The following is a 17,940-nucleotide window of genomic DNA, read 5'->3' on the forward strand; positions in this document are numbered from 1 at the left end:
GGATCGCGGGGACAAGCGCCGGCCAGTCGCTTGCCGCCCCCGCCCTGCCGCCCTAAAGCGGGCGGAAGCATAAAGGGGGCCTTGCATGAACATCCTGATCCTCGGCGGCGGGGGGCGCGAACATGCGCTTGCCTGGGCGATCCGGCAGAACCCGAAATGCGACAGGCTGATCGTGGCGCCGGGCAATGCCGGGATCGCGGGAATCGCCCGCTGCGCGGAGCTTGCCGTCGAGGACGGCGCGGCGGTCGCAGGCTTCTGCGAGGAACATGCCATCGACCTGGTGGTGATCGGCCCCGAGGCGCCCTTGGCCGCGGGCGTGGCCGATGCGCTACGGGCGGCCGGGATCGCCGTCTTCGGCCCGTCCCAGGCGGCGGCGCGGCTTGAGGCGTCCAAGGCCTTCACCAAGGAAATCTGCGATGCCTGCGACGCGCCGACCGCCGCCTGGGCGCGGTTCACCGAGGCCGGCCCGGCCCGCGACTACATCCGCAGCAAGGGCGCGCCCATCGTCGTCAAGGCGGACGGGTTGGCGGCCGGCAAGGGCGTCACCGTCGCCATGACCGAGGACGAGGCGATCCAAGCCATCGATGCGGCCTTCGGCGGCGCCTTTGGCGCGGCAGGCGCCGAGGTGGTGATCGAAGAGTTCATGGAGGGCGAGGAGGCCAGCTTCTTCGTCCTCGTGGACGGCACCACCTGCCTGCCCATCGGCACCGCGCAGGACTACAAGCGCGTCGGCGAAGGCGACACCGGACCCAACACCGGCGGCATGGGGGCCTATTCCCCCGCCCCGATCCTGACCGGGGACCTGCAGGCGCAGGTCATGGCCCAGATCATCCAGCCGACGGTCGACGAGATGGCGCGGCGCGGAACGCCTTTTCAGGGCGTGCTTTACGCCGGGCTGATGATCCGGGATGGCCGGGCGCGACTGGTGGAATACAACGTCCGTTTCGGCGACCCGGAATGCCAGGTACTGATGATGCGGCTGGGGGCTCAGGCTATGGACCTGATCCATGCCTGTGCCGAATCGCGGCTGGACAGCGTCGCGGTGACCTGGGCCGACGATCATGCGCTGACGGTGGTGCTGGCCGCGCAAGGCTATCCCGGAGACTACGCCAAGGGCAGCCCGATCCGCCTGCCCCCGGATCTGGCCGAGACCTCGTCAAGCATGATCTTCCACGCGGGCACGGCCGAACGCGACGGAAGGCTGGTGTCCGTGGGCGGCCGGGTGCTGAACGCCACCGGACGGGGCGCCACGCTGGCCGAGGCGCGCGACAGGGCCTATGCGCTGGCCGAGGGCGTGGACTGGCCGGACGGCTTCTTCCGCCGCGACGTCGGCTGGCGGGCGTTGTGAAACGGAAAGGGGTGCGTGGAAACCACGCACCCTGCAAGGTCTCAGATCGGAACTAGCCGTAGGGTGCCTGCGAAGCACGCACCATCCACTTGCCGCATCGGTGCGTGAACATTACGCACCCTGCGGGGCCTCACACTGCCGCATACATCCCTTCATAGATCGGCTGCAGCGTTTCAAGCTCGAACAGCGAGGACACCGAGGTGCCGTTCCAAGTGGACATGATCGCCTGCGCGAAGAGTGGCGCGGTGGGCACGATGCGGATGTTGCGGGCATTCTTGACCGCCTCGGGCTGGGTGATCGAGTCGGTGATGACCAGCGACTTCATGATCGAGTTCTCGATGCGCCCCACCGCCGGACCGGACAGAACGCCGTGGGTGATGTAGGAATGGACCTCGGTCGCGCCATGATCCGAAAGCAGTTGCGCGGCCTTCACCAGCGTTCCGGCAGTGTCGCAGATGTCGTCCACGATGATGCAGGTCTTGCCCGCCACGTCGCCAATCACGGTCATCTCGGCGATCTCGCCCGCCTTCTCGCGCCGCTTGTCCACGATCGCCAGCGGCGCGTCGATCCGGGCCGCGATCTCGCGCGCGCGGGCCACGCCGCCCACATCGGGCGAGACGATCATCAGGTCGTCCATGCGGCCCTTGAAGTGGTGCATGATGTCCAGCGAAAAGATCGGCGCGGCGTAAAGGTTGTCCACGGGGATATCGAAGAACCCCTGGATCTGGGTCGCGTGCAGGTCCAGCGTCAGCACGCGGTCCACGCCTGCCTCGGTCAGGATGTTCGCGACCAGCTTGGCGCTGATGGGCGTGCGGGCCTTGGCGCGACGGTCCTGCCGCGCATAGCCGAAATAGGGGATCACGGCGGTGATGCGGTTGGCCGAGCTGCGCCGCAGCGCGTCGGCCATGATGAGCAGCTCCATCAGGTTGTCGTTCGCCGGGTTCGACGTGGACTGGATGATGTACATGTCCTCGCCGCGGACGTTCTCGTAGACCTCGACGAAGATTTCCTGGTCGTTGAAGCGTTCCACACGGGCATTGACGAGGTCCACGTTCATACCGCGGTGCATCGACATCCGCCGTGCGATTCCGGTGGCCAGCGGGCGATTCGCGTTGCCCGCGATCAGCTTGGGTTCGGTCATTGCAGGCATCGGAGTCCTTGGTCGCTAGGGTCACCCGGCCGGGAATCGCCGGATTGCGCCCCGATTAGCACCGCGCTAGCGTCCGGGCAAACCGCTGAAAGGGCGTGTGACATGGCCGCGATTGACTATTACCTCAGCCCGATCAGCCCCTGGGCCTATCTGGCCGGCGACCGGCCGGAGCGGATCGCGGAACGTCATGGTGCGACGATCACCTATCGTCCGCTGGACATCATGCAGCTTTTCGACCGCACCGGCGGCACGAGGCCGCAGAACCGCCACCCCTCGCGGCTGGACTACCGCAAGCAGGAACTCCCCCGCTGGGCCGAGCATCTGGGGATGCCGATCCGGATCGACGTGGCCCTGACCAACGCCGCGCCGGCCGCTTACGCCATCATCGCCGCGCAAGAGGCAGGCGGCGACGTGGCGGCACTGGTGCGGGCGATCCTTGAGGCGCGCTTCGCCAAAGGCCGCGACATCGCCGAGGATCAGGTCATCCGCGACGCGCTGGCGAAGGCAGGCTTCGATCCGGGCCTTGCGGACCGCGGGCTGTTCGTCGGCGCCGAGGCTTATGGCCGCAACCTGGAACGGGCGGTCGAGGCCGGGGTGTTCGGCGTCCCCTTCTACCACGTCCTGGACACGGACCAGCGGTTCTGGGGTCAGGACCGGCTGGACTTCCTCGACCGGCACCTGGCCTCGCTGTGAGCGAGGTCCATGTCCGCCACTGGCCCGGCGACCTCTCGCGTCCGGCGCTCGCGATTCACTGCATGATGGGCAGCGGTCGCGCCTTTGACCCGATGGCGCGGCGGCTGGGCGACCGGGTGGACCTGACCGCCTTCGACCTGCCCTCGCATGGCCGCAGCGCCGCGTGGCAGCCTAGGGAAGGCGAGGATTACCATTCCGCCGTAACCCGCATCGCCCAAGGGCTGCTGGGCGACGGCCCCGTGGACCTGATCGGCCATTCCATCGGCGGCACGGTCGCCCTGCGGCTTGCGGTGAGCGCGCCGCAGCGGGTTCGGTCGCTGACGGTGATCGAGCCGGTGCTGTTCGCCGCCTCGCACTCCGGTCATGCGCTGGACGACGAGCTTGCCGCGCTGGCTGGTGCCGGAGAGATGGAGCAGGCGACACGGCTGTTTCTCAGCGTATGGGGCGCGCCGGGCGGCTATGACGCGATGCCGCGCTCGATGCAGCAGGCCGCGGTCGCGCTGATGCCGCTGATCCTTGAAACCGACGCGGCTCTGAGCGCAGACATCCACGCCATCCTGCGGCCGGAGGGGCTGGAAGCACTCGCCGCCCCCGCCATGCTGATCGCGGGTGCCGAGTCCCCCGCAGTCGTGGGCGAGATCTTCGACACGCTCGCCAGCAGACTGCCGGACGCCCGCTGCGCAACTGTTCCCGGCGCGGGCCACATGGCCCCAGTGACGCATCCCGATGAGGTTACGGCGCTGGTGGCGCAGAACCTCGACCGGGCCTGACGGGTCAATCAGGCTCGAAATCATCGACGTGGTCGGCAGGACCGATCGCCAGCCAGTCGGCCCGGACCCGCGCCACGCGGGTATCGCCCCAGGTGCGGAACGCAAGGATGAAGCCCGTCGGCGTCACATGCTCTACCGTGATGTCCACGCGCTGGTTTCCCTCGACCGAGATGTCCCACATCGACAGGCCGACGTGAACCAGCGGGATGTCGCGGAAGGGGGTGTCGAAGACCACCGCGATCCGCTCGACCCGCGGACCACGCCCTGTCCACATCGGGCCGCCATCCTCGAATGCAGAAAACAGGAAGGCGCTGCCTTGCTGAACACCGACCGCCGTGTGACTGAACCGGAGCATCCGCCCCCTCTTGCGCGGCGACGATGCCGCAAAACCACTATCCAGATGAATGGAACGACAACACCCCGCCCGTGGAAACGGGCGAGGTGCCTGTCTTTACAGATAGTCCCCTGCCTTCAGTCCGGCACGGTGGACTGGTTCGGGTCCAGCCCGATATGGGTGCCCATCGCCTGCATGTCGCCCAGCATCTTGGCCGAGGCGGCAACCACCTCGTCGCCGACCGACTCGCGCCGCGCCTCGACGCCCTGATGCGAACGCCGCGCGTCACGCATCATCTCGTTGTAGATCTCCTGCGTGATCTCGGCGCGGGCATGGCCCCGCTCGGCCAGCAGGCTGACGGATTCGCCGTTGATCTCGGCAAAGCCGCCGGTCACGGCGAACTCGGTCGCCGTGCCCTGCGCGTCCACCACCGTGACCAGACCGGGCCGCAGCGTGACCATCGTCGCGGCGTGACCCGGCATCGCCGTCAGGTCGCCATCCGTGCCCGGAAGGCGAACCTCGCGCACCGGGATCGAGACCAGCCTGCGTTCCGGCGACACCAAGTCGAACTGCATCGTGTCGGCCATGTCGCCCCCTTACGCCGCGTCAGCGGCGAGGCGCTGCGCCTTGGCTTTCACGTCCTCGATGCCGCCGACCATGTAGAAGGCCGCTTCCGGCAGGTGGTCGTATTCGCCGGCCACAACCGCCTTGAAGCTGCGGATCGTATCTTCCAGCGGCACCTGCACGCCGTCCGAGCCGGTGAAGACCTTGGCGACGTCGAAGGGCTGCGACAGGAAGCGCTGGATCTTCCGGGCGCGGGCCACCGTCAGCTTGTCCTCTTCCGACAGTTCGTCCATCCCGAGGATGGCGATGATGTCCTGCAGCGACTTGTATTTCTGCAGGATGCCCTGGACGTCGCGGGCGACCTGATAATGCTCCTCGCCCACGACACCCGGATCGAGAATCCGGCTGTTCGAGTCGAGCGGGTCAACGGCCGGGTAGATCCCCAGTTCCGAGATCGCACGCGACAGAACAGTCGTGGCGTCGAGGTGGGCGAAGGTCGTCGCCGGCGCCGGGTCGGTGAGGTCGTCGGCCGGAACATAGACGGCCTGAATCGAGGTGATCGAGCCCGACTTGGTCGAGGTGATGCGTTCCTGCATCGCGCCCATGTCCGTCGCCAGCGTCGGCTGGTAGCCCACGGCTGACGGGATGCGGCCCAGCAGCGCCGACACCTCGGACCCCGCCTGGGTGAAGCGGAAGATGTTGTCCACGAAGAACAGAACGTCCGTCCCGGTCGCGTCGCGGAACTGTTCCGCCACGGTCAGGCCGGTCAGCGCCACGCGCATCCGCGCCCCCGGAGGCTCGTTCATCTGGCCATAAACCAGCGCCACCTGCGACTCCGACAGGTTGTCCGGCTTGATGACGCCCGATTCCACCATCTCGTGGTAAAGGTCGTTCCCTTCACGGGTCCGCTCGCCCACCCCGGCGAACACGGAATAGCCCGAGTGCACCTTGGCGATGTTGTTGATCAGCTCCATGATCAGAACGGTCTTGCCCACCCCTGCGCCGCCGAAAAGGCCGATCTTGCCGCCTTTGGAATAGGGCGCCAGCAGGTCGATGACCTTGATGCCGGTGACGAGGATTTCCGAGCTGGTCGCCTGCGCCGCGAACTCGGGCGCGGGCTGGTGGATCGCGCGTGTCTCGGTCGCCTCGACCGGGCCGCGTTCGTCCACGGGTTCGCCCACGACGTTCAGGATGCGGCCCAGCGTCGCCGGACCAACCGGAACCGAGATCGGACCCCCGGTGTCGGTGACGGCGGCGCCGCGGACCAGACCCTCGGTCGCGTCCATGGCGATGGTGCGGACGGTGTTCTCGCCCAGGTGCTGGGCGACTTCCAGAACCAGCTTCTTGCCGTTGTTCTCGGTGTCCAGCGCGTTCAGGATCGCCGGCAGGTAATCGTCGAACTGCACGTCGACGACGGCGCCAATGACCTGGGTGATCTTGCCCTGGGCGCCAGCGCGCGACGGCTCGTCGGCCAGGATGTTGCGGGCTTGAGCCTCTGCCATCTTCTTACCCCTATGTTTTCGGTCAGAGCGCCTCGGCGCCCGCGATGATTTCAATCAGTTCGGTGGTGATCGCCGCTTGACGCGAGCGGTTGTACTGCGTCGTCAGCCGGTCGATCATGTCGCCCGCGTTGCGCGTCGCGTTGTCCATGGCGGTCATCCGCGCGCCTTGTTCCGAGGCCGCGTTTTCAAGCAGCGCCGCGAAGACCTGCGTGGTGATCGACCGCGGCAGCAGCTCGGACAGGATCGCCTCCTCGCCCGGCTCGTAGTCATACAGCGCGTTGGCCTCGGTCTGCCCTTCCTCGATCACGGCCGGGATGATCTGGCGCGCGGTCGGAACCTGGCTGATGACGGATTCGAAGCGGCTGTAGAACAGCGTCGCCACGTCGAAATCGCCCGCCTCGAAGCGATCGAGGATGCCGTCGGCGATCTCGCGGGCGTTCTCGTAGCCCACGCGCTTGACCTCGGACATGTCCACGTGATGGACGAAGCGCTGCCCCATGTCGCGGCGCAACTGTTCGCGGGCCTTCTTGCCCACGGTGACGATCGCCACCTCCTTGCCCTGGGCCAGCAGCGCCTCGGCGTGCTGGCGGGCCAGTTTGACGATCGAGCTGTTGAAGCCGCCGGCAAGCCCGCGTTCCGAGGTCAGCACCACCAGAAGGTGGCGCCGATCCTCGCCCGTCCCGGCCAGAAGGCGGGGCGCGCCATCCGACCCGCTGGCAGCGGCGGTCAGGCCCGCCATCACGGCGGACATGCGGTCGGCATAGGGGCGCGCGGCCTCCGCCGCTTCCTGCGCACGGCGCAGCTTGGCGGCGGCGACCATCTGCATCGCCTTGGTGATCTTCCGCGTGTTCTTGACGCTTCCGATCCGGGTTTTCAGCGCCTTGAGGCTGGGCATCTGTCCCTCCTCAGGCGTAGGTCTTGGCGTAGGCGTCCAGGACCGATTTCAGCCGGGTCTCCGCCTCGCCCTTGATCTTCGGGTCTTCGCGGGTCAGCCAGTCCAGGACATCGGCATGCTGGTTGCGCAGGAAGGCGATCAGCCCGTCTTCCCAACGCCCGACCTCGCCCACCGGGATGTTGTCCAGGTAGCCCTTGGTGCCGGCATAGATGACGGCCACGATCTCGGCGTTCGTCAGCGGCGAATACTGCGGCTGCTTCATCAACTCGGTTAGGCGCGCGCCGCGGTTCAGCAGCTTCTGCGTCGCCGCGTCAAGGTCCGAGCCGAACTGCGCGAAGGCGGCCATTTCCCGGTACTGCGCCAGTTCCAGCTTCACAGGACCCGCGACCGACTTCATCGCGTTGGTCTGCGCGGCCGACCCCACCCGCGACACCGACAGGCCGGTGTTCACGGCAGGACGGATGCCCTGGAAGAACAGGTCGGTTTCCAGGAAGATCTGGCCATCGGTGATCGAGATGACGTTGGTCGGGATATAGGCCGACACGTCGCCCGCCTGAGTCTCGATGATCGGCAGGGCGGTCAACGAGCCCGCGCCGAAGTCCTCGTTCAGCTTGGCCGAACGCTCCAGCAGGCGCGAATGCAGGTAGAAGACGTCGCCCGGATAGGCCTCGCGCCCCGGCGGACGGCGCAGCAGCAGCGACATCTGGCGATAGGCCACGGCCTGCTTGGACAGGTCGTCATAGATGATCAGCGCGTCCATGCCGTTGTCGCGGAAATATTCCGCCATGGCGGTCGCGGCGTAAGGCGCCAAATACTGCATCGGCGCGGGTTCCGAGGCCGTCGCGGCGATGACGGTCGTGTAGGCCATCGCGCCGGTCTCTTCCAGCTTCTTGACCAGTTGGGCGACGGTGGACCGCTTCTGGCCGATGGCGACGTAGAAGCAGTGCAGTGTCTTCATGCCGTCGTTTTCACGGCCGTTGTAGTTCTTCTGGTTCAGGATGGTGTCCATCGCGATCGCCGACTTGCCGGTCTGGCGGTCGCCGATGATCAGTTCGCGCTGGCCGCGGCCGACGGGGATCATGGCGTCAACGGACTTGAGGCCGGTCGCCATGGGTTCATGCACCGACTTGCGCGGCATGATGCCGGGGGCCTTGACGTCGGCCACGCGGCGCTCGGTCGCGTTGATCGGGCCCTTGCCGTCGATGGGGTTGCCCAGCGCGTCGACGACGCGGCCCAGAAGTTCGCGCCCCACGGGCACGTCCACGATGGACCGGGTGCGCTTGACGGTGTCGCCTTCCTTGATGGACCGGTCGTCGCCAAAGATCACGATGCCGACGTTGTCGGTTTCAAGGTTCAGCACCATGCCCCGGATGCCGCCGGGGAATTCCACCATCTCGCCGGCCTGCACCTTGTCCAGGCCGTGAACGCGGGCGATGCCGTCGCCGACCGACAGCACTTGGCCGACCTCGGCCACCTCGGCGTCCTGACCGAAATTCTTGATCTGATCCTTGAGGATCGCCGAAATCTCGGCAGCCTGGATTCCCATTATCCGACCTCTTTCATGACATTCTGGAGAGAAGCGAGCTTCGAGCGGATCGAGCTGTCGATCATCTGCGAGCCCAGCTTGACGATCATTCCGCCGATGAGCCCCTCATCGACGCGGGTGTTCAGTTTCACGGTCTTGCCGGATTTCTGCGCCAGTGTCTCGGTCAGGCGGCGCTGCTGGTCGTCGGAAAGCGGGGCTGCGCTGACGACATCGGCCGTGACCTCGCCGCGTTCCTTGGCGATCAGGTCGCCCAGACGCTCGACCAGTTGCGGCAGGGTGAACAGGCGGCGGTTCTGCGCCATCAGCCGCAGCGTGTTGGTCAGGATATGGGACAGGCCCATGCGTTCCGCAATGGCGGTGATGGCCGATTCCTGTTCCTCGCGCGAATACAGGGGCGAGCCGATCAGGGTCCGCAGGTCGGCACTGGCGTCCAGTGTGGTGCGCAGGCTCTCGACCTCGGTCGAAAGCCGGTCGAGGCCGCCTTCCTCCCTGACCAGATCGAACACGGCTTGCGCATAACGCCCGGCGATGTTTGCGGAAATCGAAGCGGTATTGGCCACGGACACCCCTTTGGTTTGCGCGAAACCCCGCAGACGGGCCGCCTTGCGGGCGGTCGGACGCGGGGTGCGGACAAGGCAGGACGGACCTGTGGACGGTGCGCCCCTGAATCTGGCGCGTCTCTAGCAGCACTCGCCCATCACGCGCAACCGTTCCGGCCGGGTAAAAGTGAAGCACTCGCACGGCAGGCGGGTCCCCGCGGCCCTGCGGGTCGCAAGGACGGTGATTCAGGTCCGCCACGACAGCCCGTCAAGCGCTGCGGACCGCCTGGGGTTCCCGCGGAACCCGCGCCCCTGGAGGCCCGGGCGAATCGTCAGCCCTTGGCCGGACCCTCGCCTGTCCTGCCCTGCCCGCCCGAGGGATGCGGCGCAGGCCGGGCCGCGGGCCGCGGCCGGCGGATGCCGTCCAGCAGGTCCAGGGGGCCGGGCACCAGCACCCGCTGCGCCGGGCCGATCGTCGCGGGCACCTGCTTGGCGAACTCGGCGATCACCACGCCCGCGATCAGGACCGAGGCGATGCGGCTGCCCGTCCGTTCCCACATCTGCGCGCTTTTCAGCCAGAAGCGGCGATCCGAGGGCGGGATATAGAGCGCAGCCCCCGTGACCTCGGACACGAAGCCGGCCGCCCGCGCCTGTGCCTCCAACTGGCCGCGCGTATAGCTGCGGCCGATCCCGAAGGGGGTCCCCTCGCTTTGCGCCCACAGCCCTGCGCGGTTCGGCGCCATGACGATCAGCCGCCCGCCGGGGCCGAGGACGCGCCAGCATTCCGCCAGCAGCGCATCGGCATGGTCCGCCGTTTCCAGCCCGTGCAGCAGGATCAGCCGGTCCAGGCTGCCGGTGTCCAGCGGCCAGGCGGTTTCCTCGCACAGCACCGAATGGTTGGGCATGCCCGCCGGCCAGGGCATCACCCCCTGCCGCGCCGGCATCAGGGCCATGACCCGCCGCGCCCGCGCCAGATAGGGCCGCAGCATCGGCGCGGCGAAGCCATAGCCCGCGACGGTCATGCCCATGGCGCGCTCGGGCGGCCACATGGCGGTCAGCCGGTCGCGCAGGACGCGCTGGACCACACGGCCCAGCGCCCGCTGGTAATAGAAGGCGCGCAGATCGACGACATCGTGATGCATGGGCCACATCAGGGCCCTGCCCTTGCGGCGGCGTCAAGCCACCCGCCGGTTTGCCAATGCCGGAACCCCTGCCTATCGTGACTTTGACACGAGGAGGACATCATGGCCGAACTGGTGACGATCCGCTGCCTGACCGACAACTACGCCTATCTGGTCCACGACCGGGGCTGCACCCTGCTGGTCGATGCACCCGAGGCCGGGCCGATCCTTTCGGAACTCGACCGCCGCGGCTGGGGGCTGGACATGATCCTGCTGACCCACCACCACGACGATCATGTTCAGGCGGTGCCCGAGATCGTGGCCGCAACCGGCGCGCAGGTCTGGGGAAATTTGGCGGACATCGGGCGCCTGCCCTCGCTGGACCGGGCGCTTGAGACCGGCGACTGGACCGAGGCCTGCGGCCAGTCCGTGCATGTGATCGACGTGCCGGGCCATACGGTCGGCCATGTCGCCTTCCACCTGCCGGACGCCGGGATGGTCTTCACCGCCGACAGCCTGATGGCGATGGGCTGCGGCCGGCTGTTCGAGGGCACGGCCGCGCAGATGTGGGGCTCGCTGTCGAAGCTGGCGGAGCTGCCGGACGAGACGCTGGTCTGCTCGGGCCACGACTATGCCCGCGGCAACGGTGCCTTCGCCCTGTCGGTGGACCCGGGCAACAAGGCGCTGAAGGACCGGCTGGAGGCGACGCTGGACGGCAGTCGCCCCGCCTCTCCCGCCACGCTGGCCGACGAAAAGGCGACCAACCCTTTCCTGCGCGCGGCCGAACTGGCGCGACCCGGAGAGTCGCCCCTGGACAGCTTTACCCGCCTGCGCGCGGCGAAGGACTCGTTCAAGGGCTGACGGGGGGGAACTTGAAACATGGGGGCCGCGTGATCACATCTGCCTCAACCGCCGCATCTTCGGCCGGGCGTATCCAAAGTACCCCTTGCATCGCGCCGAAATGCACCGATTCTTAATCGTATCGTGACAGTCTGGTCAGGTGGGACCGTCGAACGGCCCCAGACCGCCAGTCGACTGACAGGAGCAGTGCCGTGCCGTCCTTCTCGACCACCTTGGAACAGGCGATCCATTCCGCCTTGTCGCTGGCCAACCGCCACCGCCATGAACTCGCCACGCTTGAACACCTGCTGCTGGCCCTGACCGAAGAACCCGATGCGGTGCGCGTCATGCGCGCCTGCAACGTCGATCTGGACGAATTGCGCCGGTTGCTGACCGAATTCATCGACGACGACCTTTCGACGCTGATCACCGACGTGGACGGGTCCGAGGCGGTGCCGACCGCCGCCTTCCAGCGCGTCATCCAGCGCGCCGCCATCCACGTCCAAAGCTCGGGCCGCAGCGAGGTCACGGGCGCCAACGTGCTGGTCGCGATCTTCGCCGAACGGGAATCGAATGCCGCGTTCTTCCTGCAGGAACTCGACATGACCCGCTACGACGCGGTGAACTTCATCGCGCATGGGGTGGCGAAGAACCCGTCCTTCTCGGAATCGCGGTCCGTCAAGGGGGCCGAGGCCGAGCAGTCCCAATCCGAGGAACGGCAGGGCAAGGAGGATTCCGCCTTGGCCAAGTATTGCGTGGACCTGAACGCCAAGGCCTCGCAGGGCGATGTCGATCCGCTGATCGGCCGCGCCGACGAGGTCGAGCGCTGCATCCAGGTGCTCTGCCGCCGACGCAAGAACAACCCGCTGCTGGTGGGCGATCCGGGCGTGGGCAAGACCGCCATCGCCGAGGGGCTGGCGCTGAAGATCACGCGGGGCGAGACGCCGGATGTGCTGGCGGGCGCCACGATCTTCTCGCTGGACATGGGCGCGCTGCTGGCGGGCACCCGCTACCGCGGCGACTTCGAGGAGCGGCTGAAGGCCGTCGTCAAGGAGCTTGAGGAGCATCCCGACGCGATCCTGTTCATCGACGAGATTCATACGGTGATCGGCGCGGGCGCCACCTCGGGCGGCGCGATGGACGCGTCCAACCTGCTCAAGCCCGCGCTGTCGGGCGGCAAGCTGCGCTGCATGGGCTCCACCACCTACAAGGAGTTCCGACAGCACTTCGAGAAGGACCGGGCGCTCAGCCGCCGCTTCCAGAAGATCGACGTGAACGAACCCTCGGTGCCCGACACCATCAAGATCCTGATGGGCCTCAAGCCCAGCTTCGAGAAGCATCACGAGCTGCGTTATACCTCGGAAGCGATCAAGACCGCCGTCGAACTGGCCTCGCGCTACATCAACGACCGCAAGCTGCCCGACTCGGCCATCGACGTGATCGACGAGGCGGGGGCGGCCCAGCATGTCGTGGCCGAAAGCCGCCGCAAGAAGGTGATCTCGCCCAAGGAAATCGAGGCGATCGTCGCCAAGATCGCCCGCATTCCCCCGAAAAGCGTCAGCAAGGACGACGCCGAGGTGCTGCGCGACCTTGAAAAGACGCTCAAACGACTGGTCTTCGGGCAAGATGCGGCGATCGAGGCGCTGGCGTCGTCGATCAAGCTGGCCCGCGCGGGCCTGCGCGAGCCGGAAAAGCCCATCGGCAACTACCTGTTCGCCGGCCCGACCGGCGTCGGCAAGACCGAGGTCGCCAAGCAGTTGGCGAACACGCTGGGGGTGGAACTGCTGCGCTTCGACATGTCGGAATACATGGAGAAGCACGCGGTTTCGCGCCTGATCGGCGCACCCCCCGGCTATGTCGGCTTCGACCAGGGCGGCCTGCTGACCGACGGCGTGGACCAGCATCCGCATTGCGTGCTGCTGCTGGACGAGATCGAGAAGGCGCACCCGGATGTCTACAACATCCTGCTGCAGATCATGGACCACGGCAAACTGACCGACCACAACGGCCGGCAGGTCGACTACCGCAACGTGATCCTGATCATGACCTCGAACGCGGGTGCCGCTGACCAGGCCCGCGCGGCCATCGGCTTCGGCCGCGACCGGCGCGAGGGCGAGGACAAGGAGGCGATCGAGCGCACCTTTACGCCCGAGTTCCGCAACCGGCTTGACGCGGTCATCAGCTTTGCGCCGCTGCCGCGCGAGGTGATCGTGCAGGTGGTCGAGAAGTTCATCCTGCAGCTGGAAGCCCAGCTCATGGACCGCAACGTCCATATCGAGCTGACGCCCGAGGCCGCGAACTGGCTGGCCGAAAAGGGCTACGACGACCGGATGGGCGCACGCCCGCTGGCCCGCGTGATCCAGGAGACGATCAAGAAGCCTCTGGCCGAGGAACTGCTGTTCGGCCGCCTGATGAAGGGCGGGATCGTCAAGGTCCGCATCGAGGACGACAAGCCCGTCTTCGATATCGAAGGCCCCTCCACGCCCCGGCTGGGCAAGGATCGCACCCCCTTGCTGACGGCGGAATGAACCCATGATCGGAAAAGGCGCCCCCGCGGCGCCTTTTCTCTTGCCCGGACGCGCGATGCGCAGGCAGCCCGCCGGAGCGATGCAAGGGCAGGCGTGTCAGCGGGCCGACATGATTTCTTCATGCATCCATGCTTCAAGGGCCGGAATCGCCCGACAGGAAAGCGCATCATGGCCTCTGACCTCGACCTGCTCACCATCGACGAAGGACTGGACGAGGATTTCGAGCTTGATCTTGAGGATGCGATGCTGCCCCTGCAGATCGCGGCCGCCTACAAGGAGATGCACCCCAACCCCCTGCCCCGCAGAATATATTTCCACGAACTGCTGCGCCTGCAGTCGGAACTGATCAAGCTGCAGGACTGGGTCAGCCACCACAAGGAAAAGGTCGTCGTCCTCTTCGAGGGGCGCGATTCCGCCGGCAAGGGCGGCGTCATCAAGCGCATCACCCAGCGCCTGAACCCCCGCGTCGTGCGCACCGTGGCCCTGCCCGCGCCGTCCGACCGCGAAAAGACCCAGTGGTATTTCCAGCGCTACGTCCCCCACCTGCCCGCCGGCGGCGAGATCGTCCTGTTCGACCGCAGCTGGTACAACCGCGCGGGCGTCGAGCGGGTGATGGGCTTCGCCACCGAACCCGAGGTCGATCAGTTCTTCGATGATGTTCCCGAGTTCGAGCGGATGCTGGTCCGCTCGGGCATCCGGCTGGTGAAATACTGGTTCTCGATCACCGACGTGGAACAGCAGATGCGCTTCCTCATGCGCATCCACGACCCGCTGAAGCAGTGGAAGCTGTCGCCCATGGATCTGCAGTCCCGCATCCGCTGGGAAGCCTATACCAAGGCCAAGGAGGACATGTTCGAGCGCACCTCGATCCCCGAGGCGCCCTGGTACATCGTCCCCGGCAACGACAAGAAGCGGGCGCGGCTGAACTGCATCAGCCACCTGCTGAGCCTCATCCCCTATACCGAGGTCGAGCAGGAGACGATCACCCTGCCCGACCGCGTCTTCAACCCCGACTATGAGCGCGAGGTCCTGCCCCGCGACCTCTACGTTCCCGAACGGTACTGAACCCATGCCCAAGGCCTACTGGATCGCCCATGTGACCATCGACGACCCCGACGCCTACCAAGCCTACCGGCAGGCCAATGCCGCGGCCTTCGCGAAATACGGCGGACGCTTCCTCGTGCGCGGCGGTCCGCAGGCGGTGATGGAGGGCGCCGTCCGCCCACGCGCGGTGGTGATCGAGTTTCCCTCGATGCAGGCCGCGCAGGATTGCTATCGCAGCCCCGAATACCAGGCCGCCTTGGCGTTGCGGCAGCCTGTCAGCACCGCTGACCTCATCATCGCCGAGGGGTATGACGAGCCGAGGATCGCTGACGAAAGCGACTGATCTTATTTAACTTGCGCCGGATGGAACCGGACCTGATAATCCCCCCATGTTCCGTAGCCTTCTGCCTCGCCTGCTGGGGGAAACCCCGCCCGACGCCACCCTTTCGCATGATGATGCGGAGGTTGCGATCGCCGCGCTTCTGGTGCGCATCGCCCGCGCCGACAACCATTATGGCAATGATGAGCGCAGGCATATCGACGCCCTGCTGGCTCGCCGCCGGGGGTTGTCCGAGGCCGATGCCGCCGACCGCCGTGCCGCGGCCGAGATGGTCGAGGCCGAGGCCCCCGATACCGTCCGCTTCACCCGCGCCATCAAGGACCGCATTCCGCTGGACGAGCGGGCCGAGGTCATCGGCGACATGTGGGAAATCGCGCTGTCCGACGGCAAGCGTTCGGCCGACGAGGACGCGGCGATCCGGCTTGCCGCAAGCCTTCTGGGCGTGACCGATGTCGAAAGTGCAAGGATGCGGCAGAAAGTGACGCAGTCTGCCCGCTGAGGCCAGCCCGCCCGTGACGACATCGTTGCAATCCGTTGCCGATTTGCGCCAGATGCACGGATCATGACTGCCGATCTCTCCGCCTCACAGCCCGGCCCGCCGGAACAGGCCGCCCTGCCGGCGGCTGCCCCGGTCATCCAGATCCGTGGACTGCACAAGTCCTATGGCTCGCTGCAGGTGCTCAAGGGTGTGGACATGGCCGCGCCGCGCGGCCATGTGGTGACGCTGATCGGCTCATCGGGGTCGGGGAAGTCCACCCTTCTGCGCTGCTGCAACCTGCTGGAGATCAGCCAGGCGGGCGAGGTGGTGATCGAGGGCGAGCCGGTCCGCTGGACCGGCACCGGCCCCGACCGTCAGCCCGCGGACCGGGCGCAGGTGCGGCGGCTGCGGACGAACCTGTCGATGGTGTTCCAGCAGTTCAATCTGTGGTCCCACATGACCATCCTGCAGAACGTGATGGAGGCGCCGCTGACCGTGCTGGGCCAGCCCGCCGCGCAGGTCGAGGCGCGGGCGCGCAAGCTCTTGGACAAGGTCGGCATCGGCGACAAGGCCGACGCCTTGCCCGCGCAGTTGTCGGGCGGCCAGCAGCAGCGCGCCGCCATCGCCCGCGCGCTGTGCATGGAGCCGCGGGCGCTGCTGTTCGACGAACCCACCAGCGCGCTTGACCCCGAATTGCAGCAGGAGGTCGTCAAGGTCATCAAGGACCTTGCGGGTGAGCATCGGACGATGATCCTCGTGACCCACGACATGCGGCTGGCGGCAGATGTCAGCGACCATGTCGTGTTCCTGCACCAGGGCCGGATCGAGGAGGAAGGCCCGCCCGACCAGATTTTCCGCGCAGCCCGGACGGACCGGCTGCGCCAATTCCTCAGCGCCACCGCAAGCGCCTGAGCACCAACGGGAGACTGCCATGAAGAACCTGCTGATCGCCGCCGCCGTGCTGGCCCTGAGCGCGGGCGCGACCCTCGCCGAGCCGCTGCGGATGGGCACCGAAGGCGCCTATCCTCCCTACAACTTCGTCAATGAAAACGGCCAGGTGGACGGCTTCGAGATCGAGCTGGGCAATGAACTGTGCAAGCGCATCGGCGCCGAATGCACCTGGGTCCGCAACGACTGGGATTCGATCATCCCGAACCTTGTCAGCGGCAACTACGACACGATCGTGGCGGGGATGAACATCACCGACGAACGCCGCCAGTCCATCGCCTTTTCCGATGCCTATACCCCGCCGCCGCCTTCTGCCTATCTGGCGCTGACGCCGGATGTTGACGTGACCGGCATCGTCGCCGCCCAGACCAACACCATCCAGGCGGGCTATGTGGCCGAATCCGGCGCCACGCTGGTCGAGTTCGCCACCGGCGAGGAAGCCATCGCCGCCGTCCGCAACGGCGAGGCCGACGCCGTCTTCGCCGACCGCGACTTCCTCGTGCCTTTCGAGCGTGACTCGGAGGATCTCGTGTGGGTCGAAGGCAAGGACCGCGTCGTCGTGGGCGAGGGCCTGGGCATCGGGATGCGCCAGTCGGACACCGAACTGAAGGCTCGCTTCGACACCGCCATCGCGGAGATGAAGGCCGACGGCTCGCTGGACGGGCTGATCGTCAAGTGGCTGGGCGCCGAGGCCAAGACCTTCGCCGGCATGGCCGATTCCGGCAACGCCGCGCAGCCGTCGAACTGACGCCGGGACAGGGCCGCCGTTTCCGTGACGGCGGCCCGCCACGACCATGTTCGCCATCTGCGCCGATCCCAAGGCCCTCGAAGGGCTCGCCTGGATGCTGTGCTACCTCACCTCGGGGACGCACATGCTGTTCTATGCGTCCTTCGGCACGGTGCTGGGGCTGCTGGCCGTGACCGCGCCGCTGGCCCTGCTGCTGGGGTTCCTGGGCGCGCTGGCTGCGCGGTCGCAGATCGCGCCCCTGCGCTGGATCGGGCGCACCTATGCGGCGATCGTCCGCGGCGTGCCGGACGTGGTGTTCTTTCTCTTCGTGCCCATCGCGCTGGACCAGGGGATCGAGTGGCTGCGCTCGCGGTTCCTCTGCGACCCTTCGGTGCCGGTCAGGCAGGGCAACGAGTTCGTGGTCTGCGCCGCCGCCAAGATGCCGCTGTCCACCAGCGCCGAATGGGTGCATGACCTTTACGGCATCGCGCTGGCGGTCGCGGCCTTCGCCTTCGTCTTCGGCGCCTTTGCGGCCAACGTGCTTTACGGCGCCATGAAGGCCGTGCCGCAGGC

At 67.1% G+C, this 17,940-nt stretch carries 18 protein-coding genes and 1 pseudogene; 11 read left to right on the forward strand and 8 right to left on the reverse strand.

Annotation, left to right across the window (positions count from 1 at the left end; all coding sequences use genetic code 11):
* The first annotated feature begins 85 nt into the window (after positions 1-85).
* Positions 86-1,348: a phosphoribosylamine--glycine ligase gene (gene purD / locus Q4F04_RS03110; RefSeq protein ID WP_303368368.1), complete on the forward strand. Its 1,263-nt coding sequence runs from the start codon at positions 86-88 to the stop codon at positions 1,346-1,348.
* A gap of 130 nt (positions 1,349-1,478) precedes the next feature.
* Here purD and Q4F04_RS03115 read toward each other — a convergent pair whose 3' ends face one another.
* Complete coding sequence (locus Q4F04_RS03115) at positions 1,479-2,498, reverse strand: ribose-phosphate pyrophosphokinase (RefSeq protein WP_303368369.1); 1,020 nt, start codon at positions 2,496-2,498, stop codon at positions 1,479-1,481.
* Between the two features lie 102 nt (positions 2,499-2,600).
* On the opposite strand from Q4F04_RS03115, the gene Q4F04_RS03120 reads away from it, so the two are divergent.
* Positions 2,601-3,191 carry a 2-hydroxychromene-2-carboxylate isomerase gene (locus tag Q4F04_RS03120; RefSeq protein ID WP_303368370.1) on the forward strand — a complete coding sequence of 197 codons (591 nt, stop codon included), beginning with the start codon at positions 2,601-2,603 and terminating at the stop codon, positions 3,189-3,191.
* The gene (locus Q4F04_RS03125) at positions 3,188-3,961 is read left to right on the forward strand and encodes an alpha/beta fold hydrolase (RefSeq protein WP_303368371.1); all 774 of its coding nucleotides are present in this window, start codon (positions 3,188-3,190) and stop codon (positions 3,959-3,961) included. The genes Q4F04_RS03120 and Q4F04_RS03125 overlap by 4 nt, the downstream gene beginning before the upstream one ends.
* Positions 3,962-3,965: 4 nt before the next feature.
* Here the strand turns inward: Q4F04_RS03125 and Q4F04_RS03130 are convergent, their stop codons facing one another.
* The 7 genes from Q4F04_RS03130 to Q4F04_RS03160 form a co-directional block, all read right to left on the reverse strand.
* Positions 3,966-4,235 (reverse strand): H-type lectin domain-containing protein, encoded by a 270-nt coding sequence (locus Q4F04_RS03130; protein WP_368660694.1) that lies wholly within the window; start codon positions 4,233-4,235, stop codon positions 3,966-3,968.
* Between the two features lie 197 nt (positions 4,236-4,432).
* Positions 4,433-4,882 (reverse strand): F0F1 ATP synthase subunit epsilon, encoded by a 450-nt coding sequence (locus Q4F04_RS03135; protein WP_303368373.1) that lies wholly within the window; start codon positions 4,880-4,882, stop codon positions 4,433-4,435.
* A gap of 9 nt (positions 4,883-4,891) precedes the next feature.
* Positions 4,892-6,361 carry a F0F1 ATP synthase subunit beta gene (gene atpD, locus Q4F04_RS03140; protein WP_303368374.1) on the reverse strand — a complete coding sequence of 490 codons (1,470 nt, stop codon included), beginning with the start codon at positions 6,359-6,361 and terminating at the stop codon, positions 4,892-4,894.
* Between the two features lie 22 nt (positions 6,362-6,383).
* On the reverse strand, positions 6,384-7,256 hold the full coding sequence (locus Q4F04_RS03145; protein WP_303368375.1) for a F0F1 ATP synthase subunit gamma: 873 nt from the start codon (positions 7,254-7,256) through the stop codon (positions 6,384-6,386).
* 10 nt (positions 7,257-7,266) lie between these two features.
* A complete protein-coding gene (gene atpA / locus Q4F04_RS03150; protein WP_303368376.1) occupies positions 7,267-8,802 on the reverse strand; it encodes a F0F1 ATP synthase subunit alpha in 1,536 nt (511 codons plus the stop codon).
* On the reverse strand, positions 8,802-9,368 hold the full coding sequence (locus Q4F04_RS03155) for a F0F1 ATP synthase subunit delta (RefSeq protein WP_303368377.1): 567 nt from the start codon (positions 9,366-9,368) through the stop codon (positions 8,802-8,804). Before Q4F04_RS03155 ends, atpA begins: the two co-directional genes overlap by 1 nt.
* A gap of 305 nt (positions 9,369-9,673) precedes the next feature.
* Entirely contained in the window at positions 9,674-10,483 is an 810-nt protein-coding gene (locus Q4F04_RS03160; protein WP_303368378.1) for a class I SAM-dependent methyltransferase, read from the reverse strand.
* 102 nt (positions 10,484-10,585) lie between these two features.
* On the opposite strand from Q4F04_RS03160, the gene gloB reads away from it, so the two are divergent.
* From gloB to Q4F04_RS03200, 8 genes and pseudogenes are all read left to right on the forward strand, one after another.
* On the forward strand, positions 10,586-11,323 hold the full coding sequence (gloB, locus tag Q4F04_RS03165; RefSeq protein WP_368660695.1) for a hydroxyacylglutathione hydrolase: 738 nt from the start codon (positions 10,586-10,588) through the stop codon (positions 11,321-11,323).
* Positions 11,324-11,514: 191 nt separating this feature from the next.
* Positions 11,515-13,830, forward strand: coding sequence for an ATP-dependent Clp protease ATP-binding subunit ClpA (gene clpA / locus Q4F04_RS03170; RefSeq protein WP_303368379.1), 2,316 nt, complete (start codon positions 11,515-11,517; stop codon positions 13,828-13,830).
* A gap of 168 nt (positions 13,831-13,998) precedes the next feature.
* Entirely contained in the window at positions 13,999-14,895 is an 897-nt protein-coding gene (gene ppk2 / locus Q4F04_RS03175) for a polyphosphate kinase 2 (RefSeq protein ID WP_303368380.1), read from the forward strand.
* Positions 14,896-14,899: 4 nt separating this feature from the next.
* Complete coding sequence (locus tag Q4F04_RS03180) at positions 14,900-15,217, forward strand: DUF1330 domain-containing protein (RefSeq protein ID WP_303368381.1); 318 nt, start codon at positions 14,900-14,902, stop codon at positions 15,215-15,217.
* A 46-nt stretch (positions 15,218-15,263) separates the two neighbouring features.
* On the forward strand, positions 15,264-15,713 hold the full coding sequence (locus tag Q4F04_RS03185) for a TerB family tellurite resistance protein (protein WP_303368382.1): 450 nt from the start codon (positions 15,264-15,266) through the stop codon (positions 15,711-15,713).
* A gap of 63 nt (positions 15,714-15,776) precedes the next feature.
* Entirely contained in the window at positions 15,777-16,604 is an 828-nt protein-coding gene (locus Q4F04_RS03190; protein ID WP_303368383.1) for an ABC transporter ATP-binding protein, read from the forward strand.
* Between the two features lie 19 nt (positions 16,605-16,623).
* A complete protein-coding gene (locus Q4F04_RS03195; protein ID WP_303368384.1) occupies positions 16,624-17,388 on the forward strand; it encodes a transporter substrate-binding domain-containing protein in 765 nt (254 codons plus the stop codon).
* 46 nt (positions 17,389-17,434) lie between these two features.
* Positions 17,435-17,940, forward strand: a pseudogene (locus Q4F04_RS03200) (ABC transporter permease); the annotation flags it as partial.

The sequence above is a fragment of the Paracoccus sp. (in: a-proteobacteria) genome (genome assembly GCF_030536915.1).
Taxonomy (GTDB): Bacteria; Pseudomonadota; Alphaproteobacteria; order Rhodobacterales; family Rhodobacteraceae; genus Paracoccus.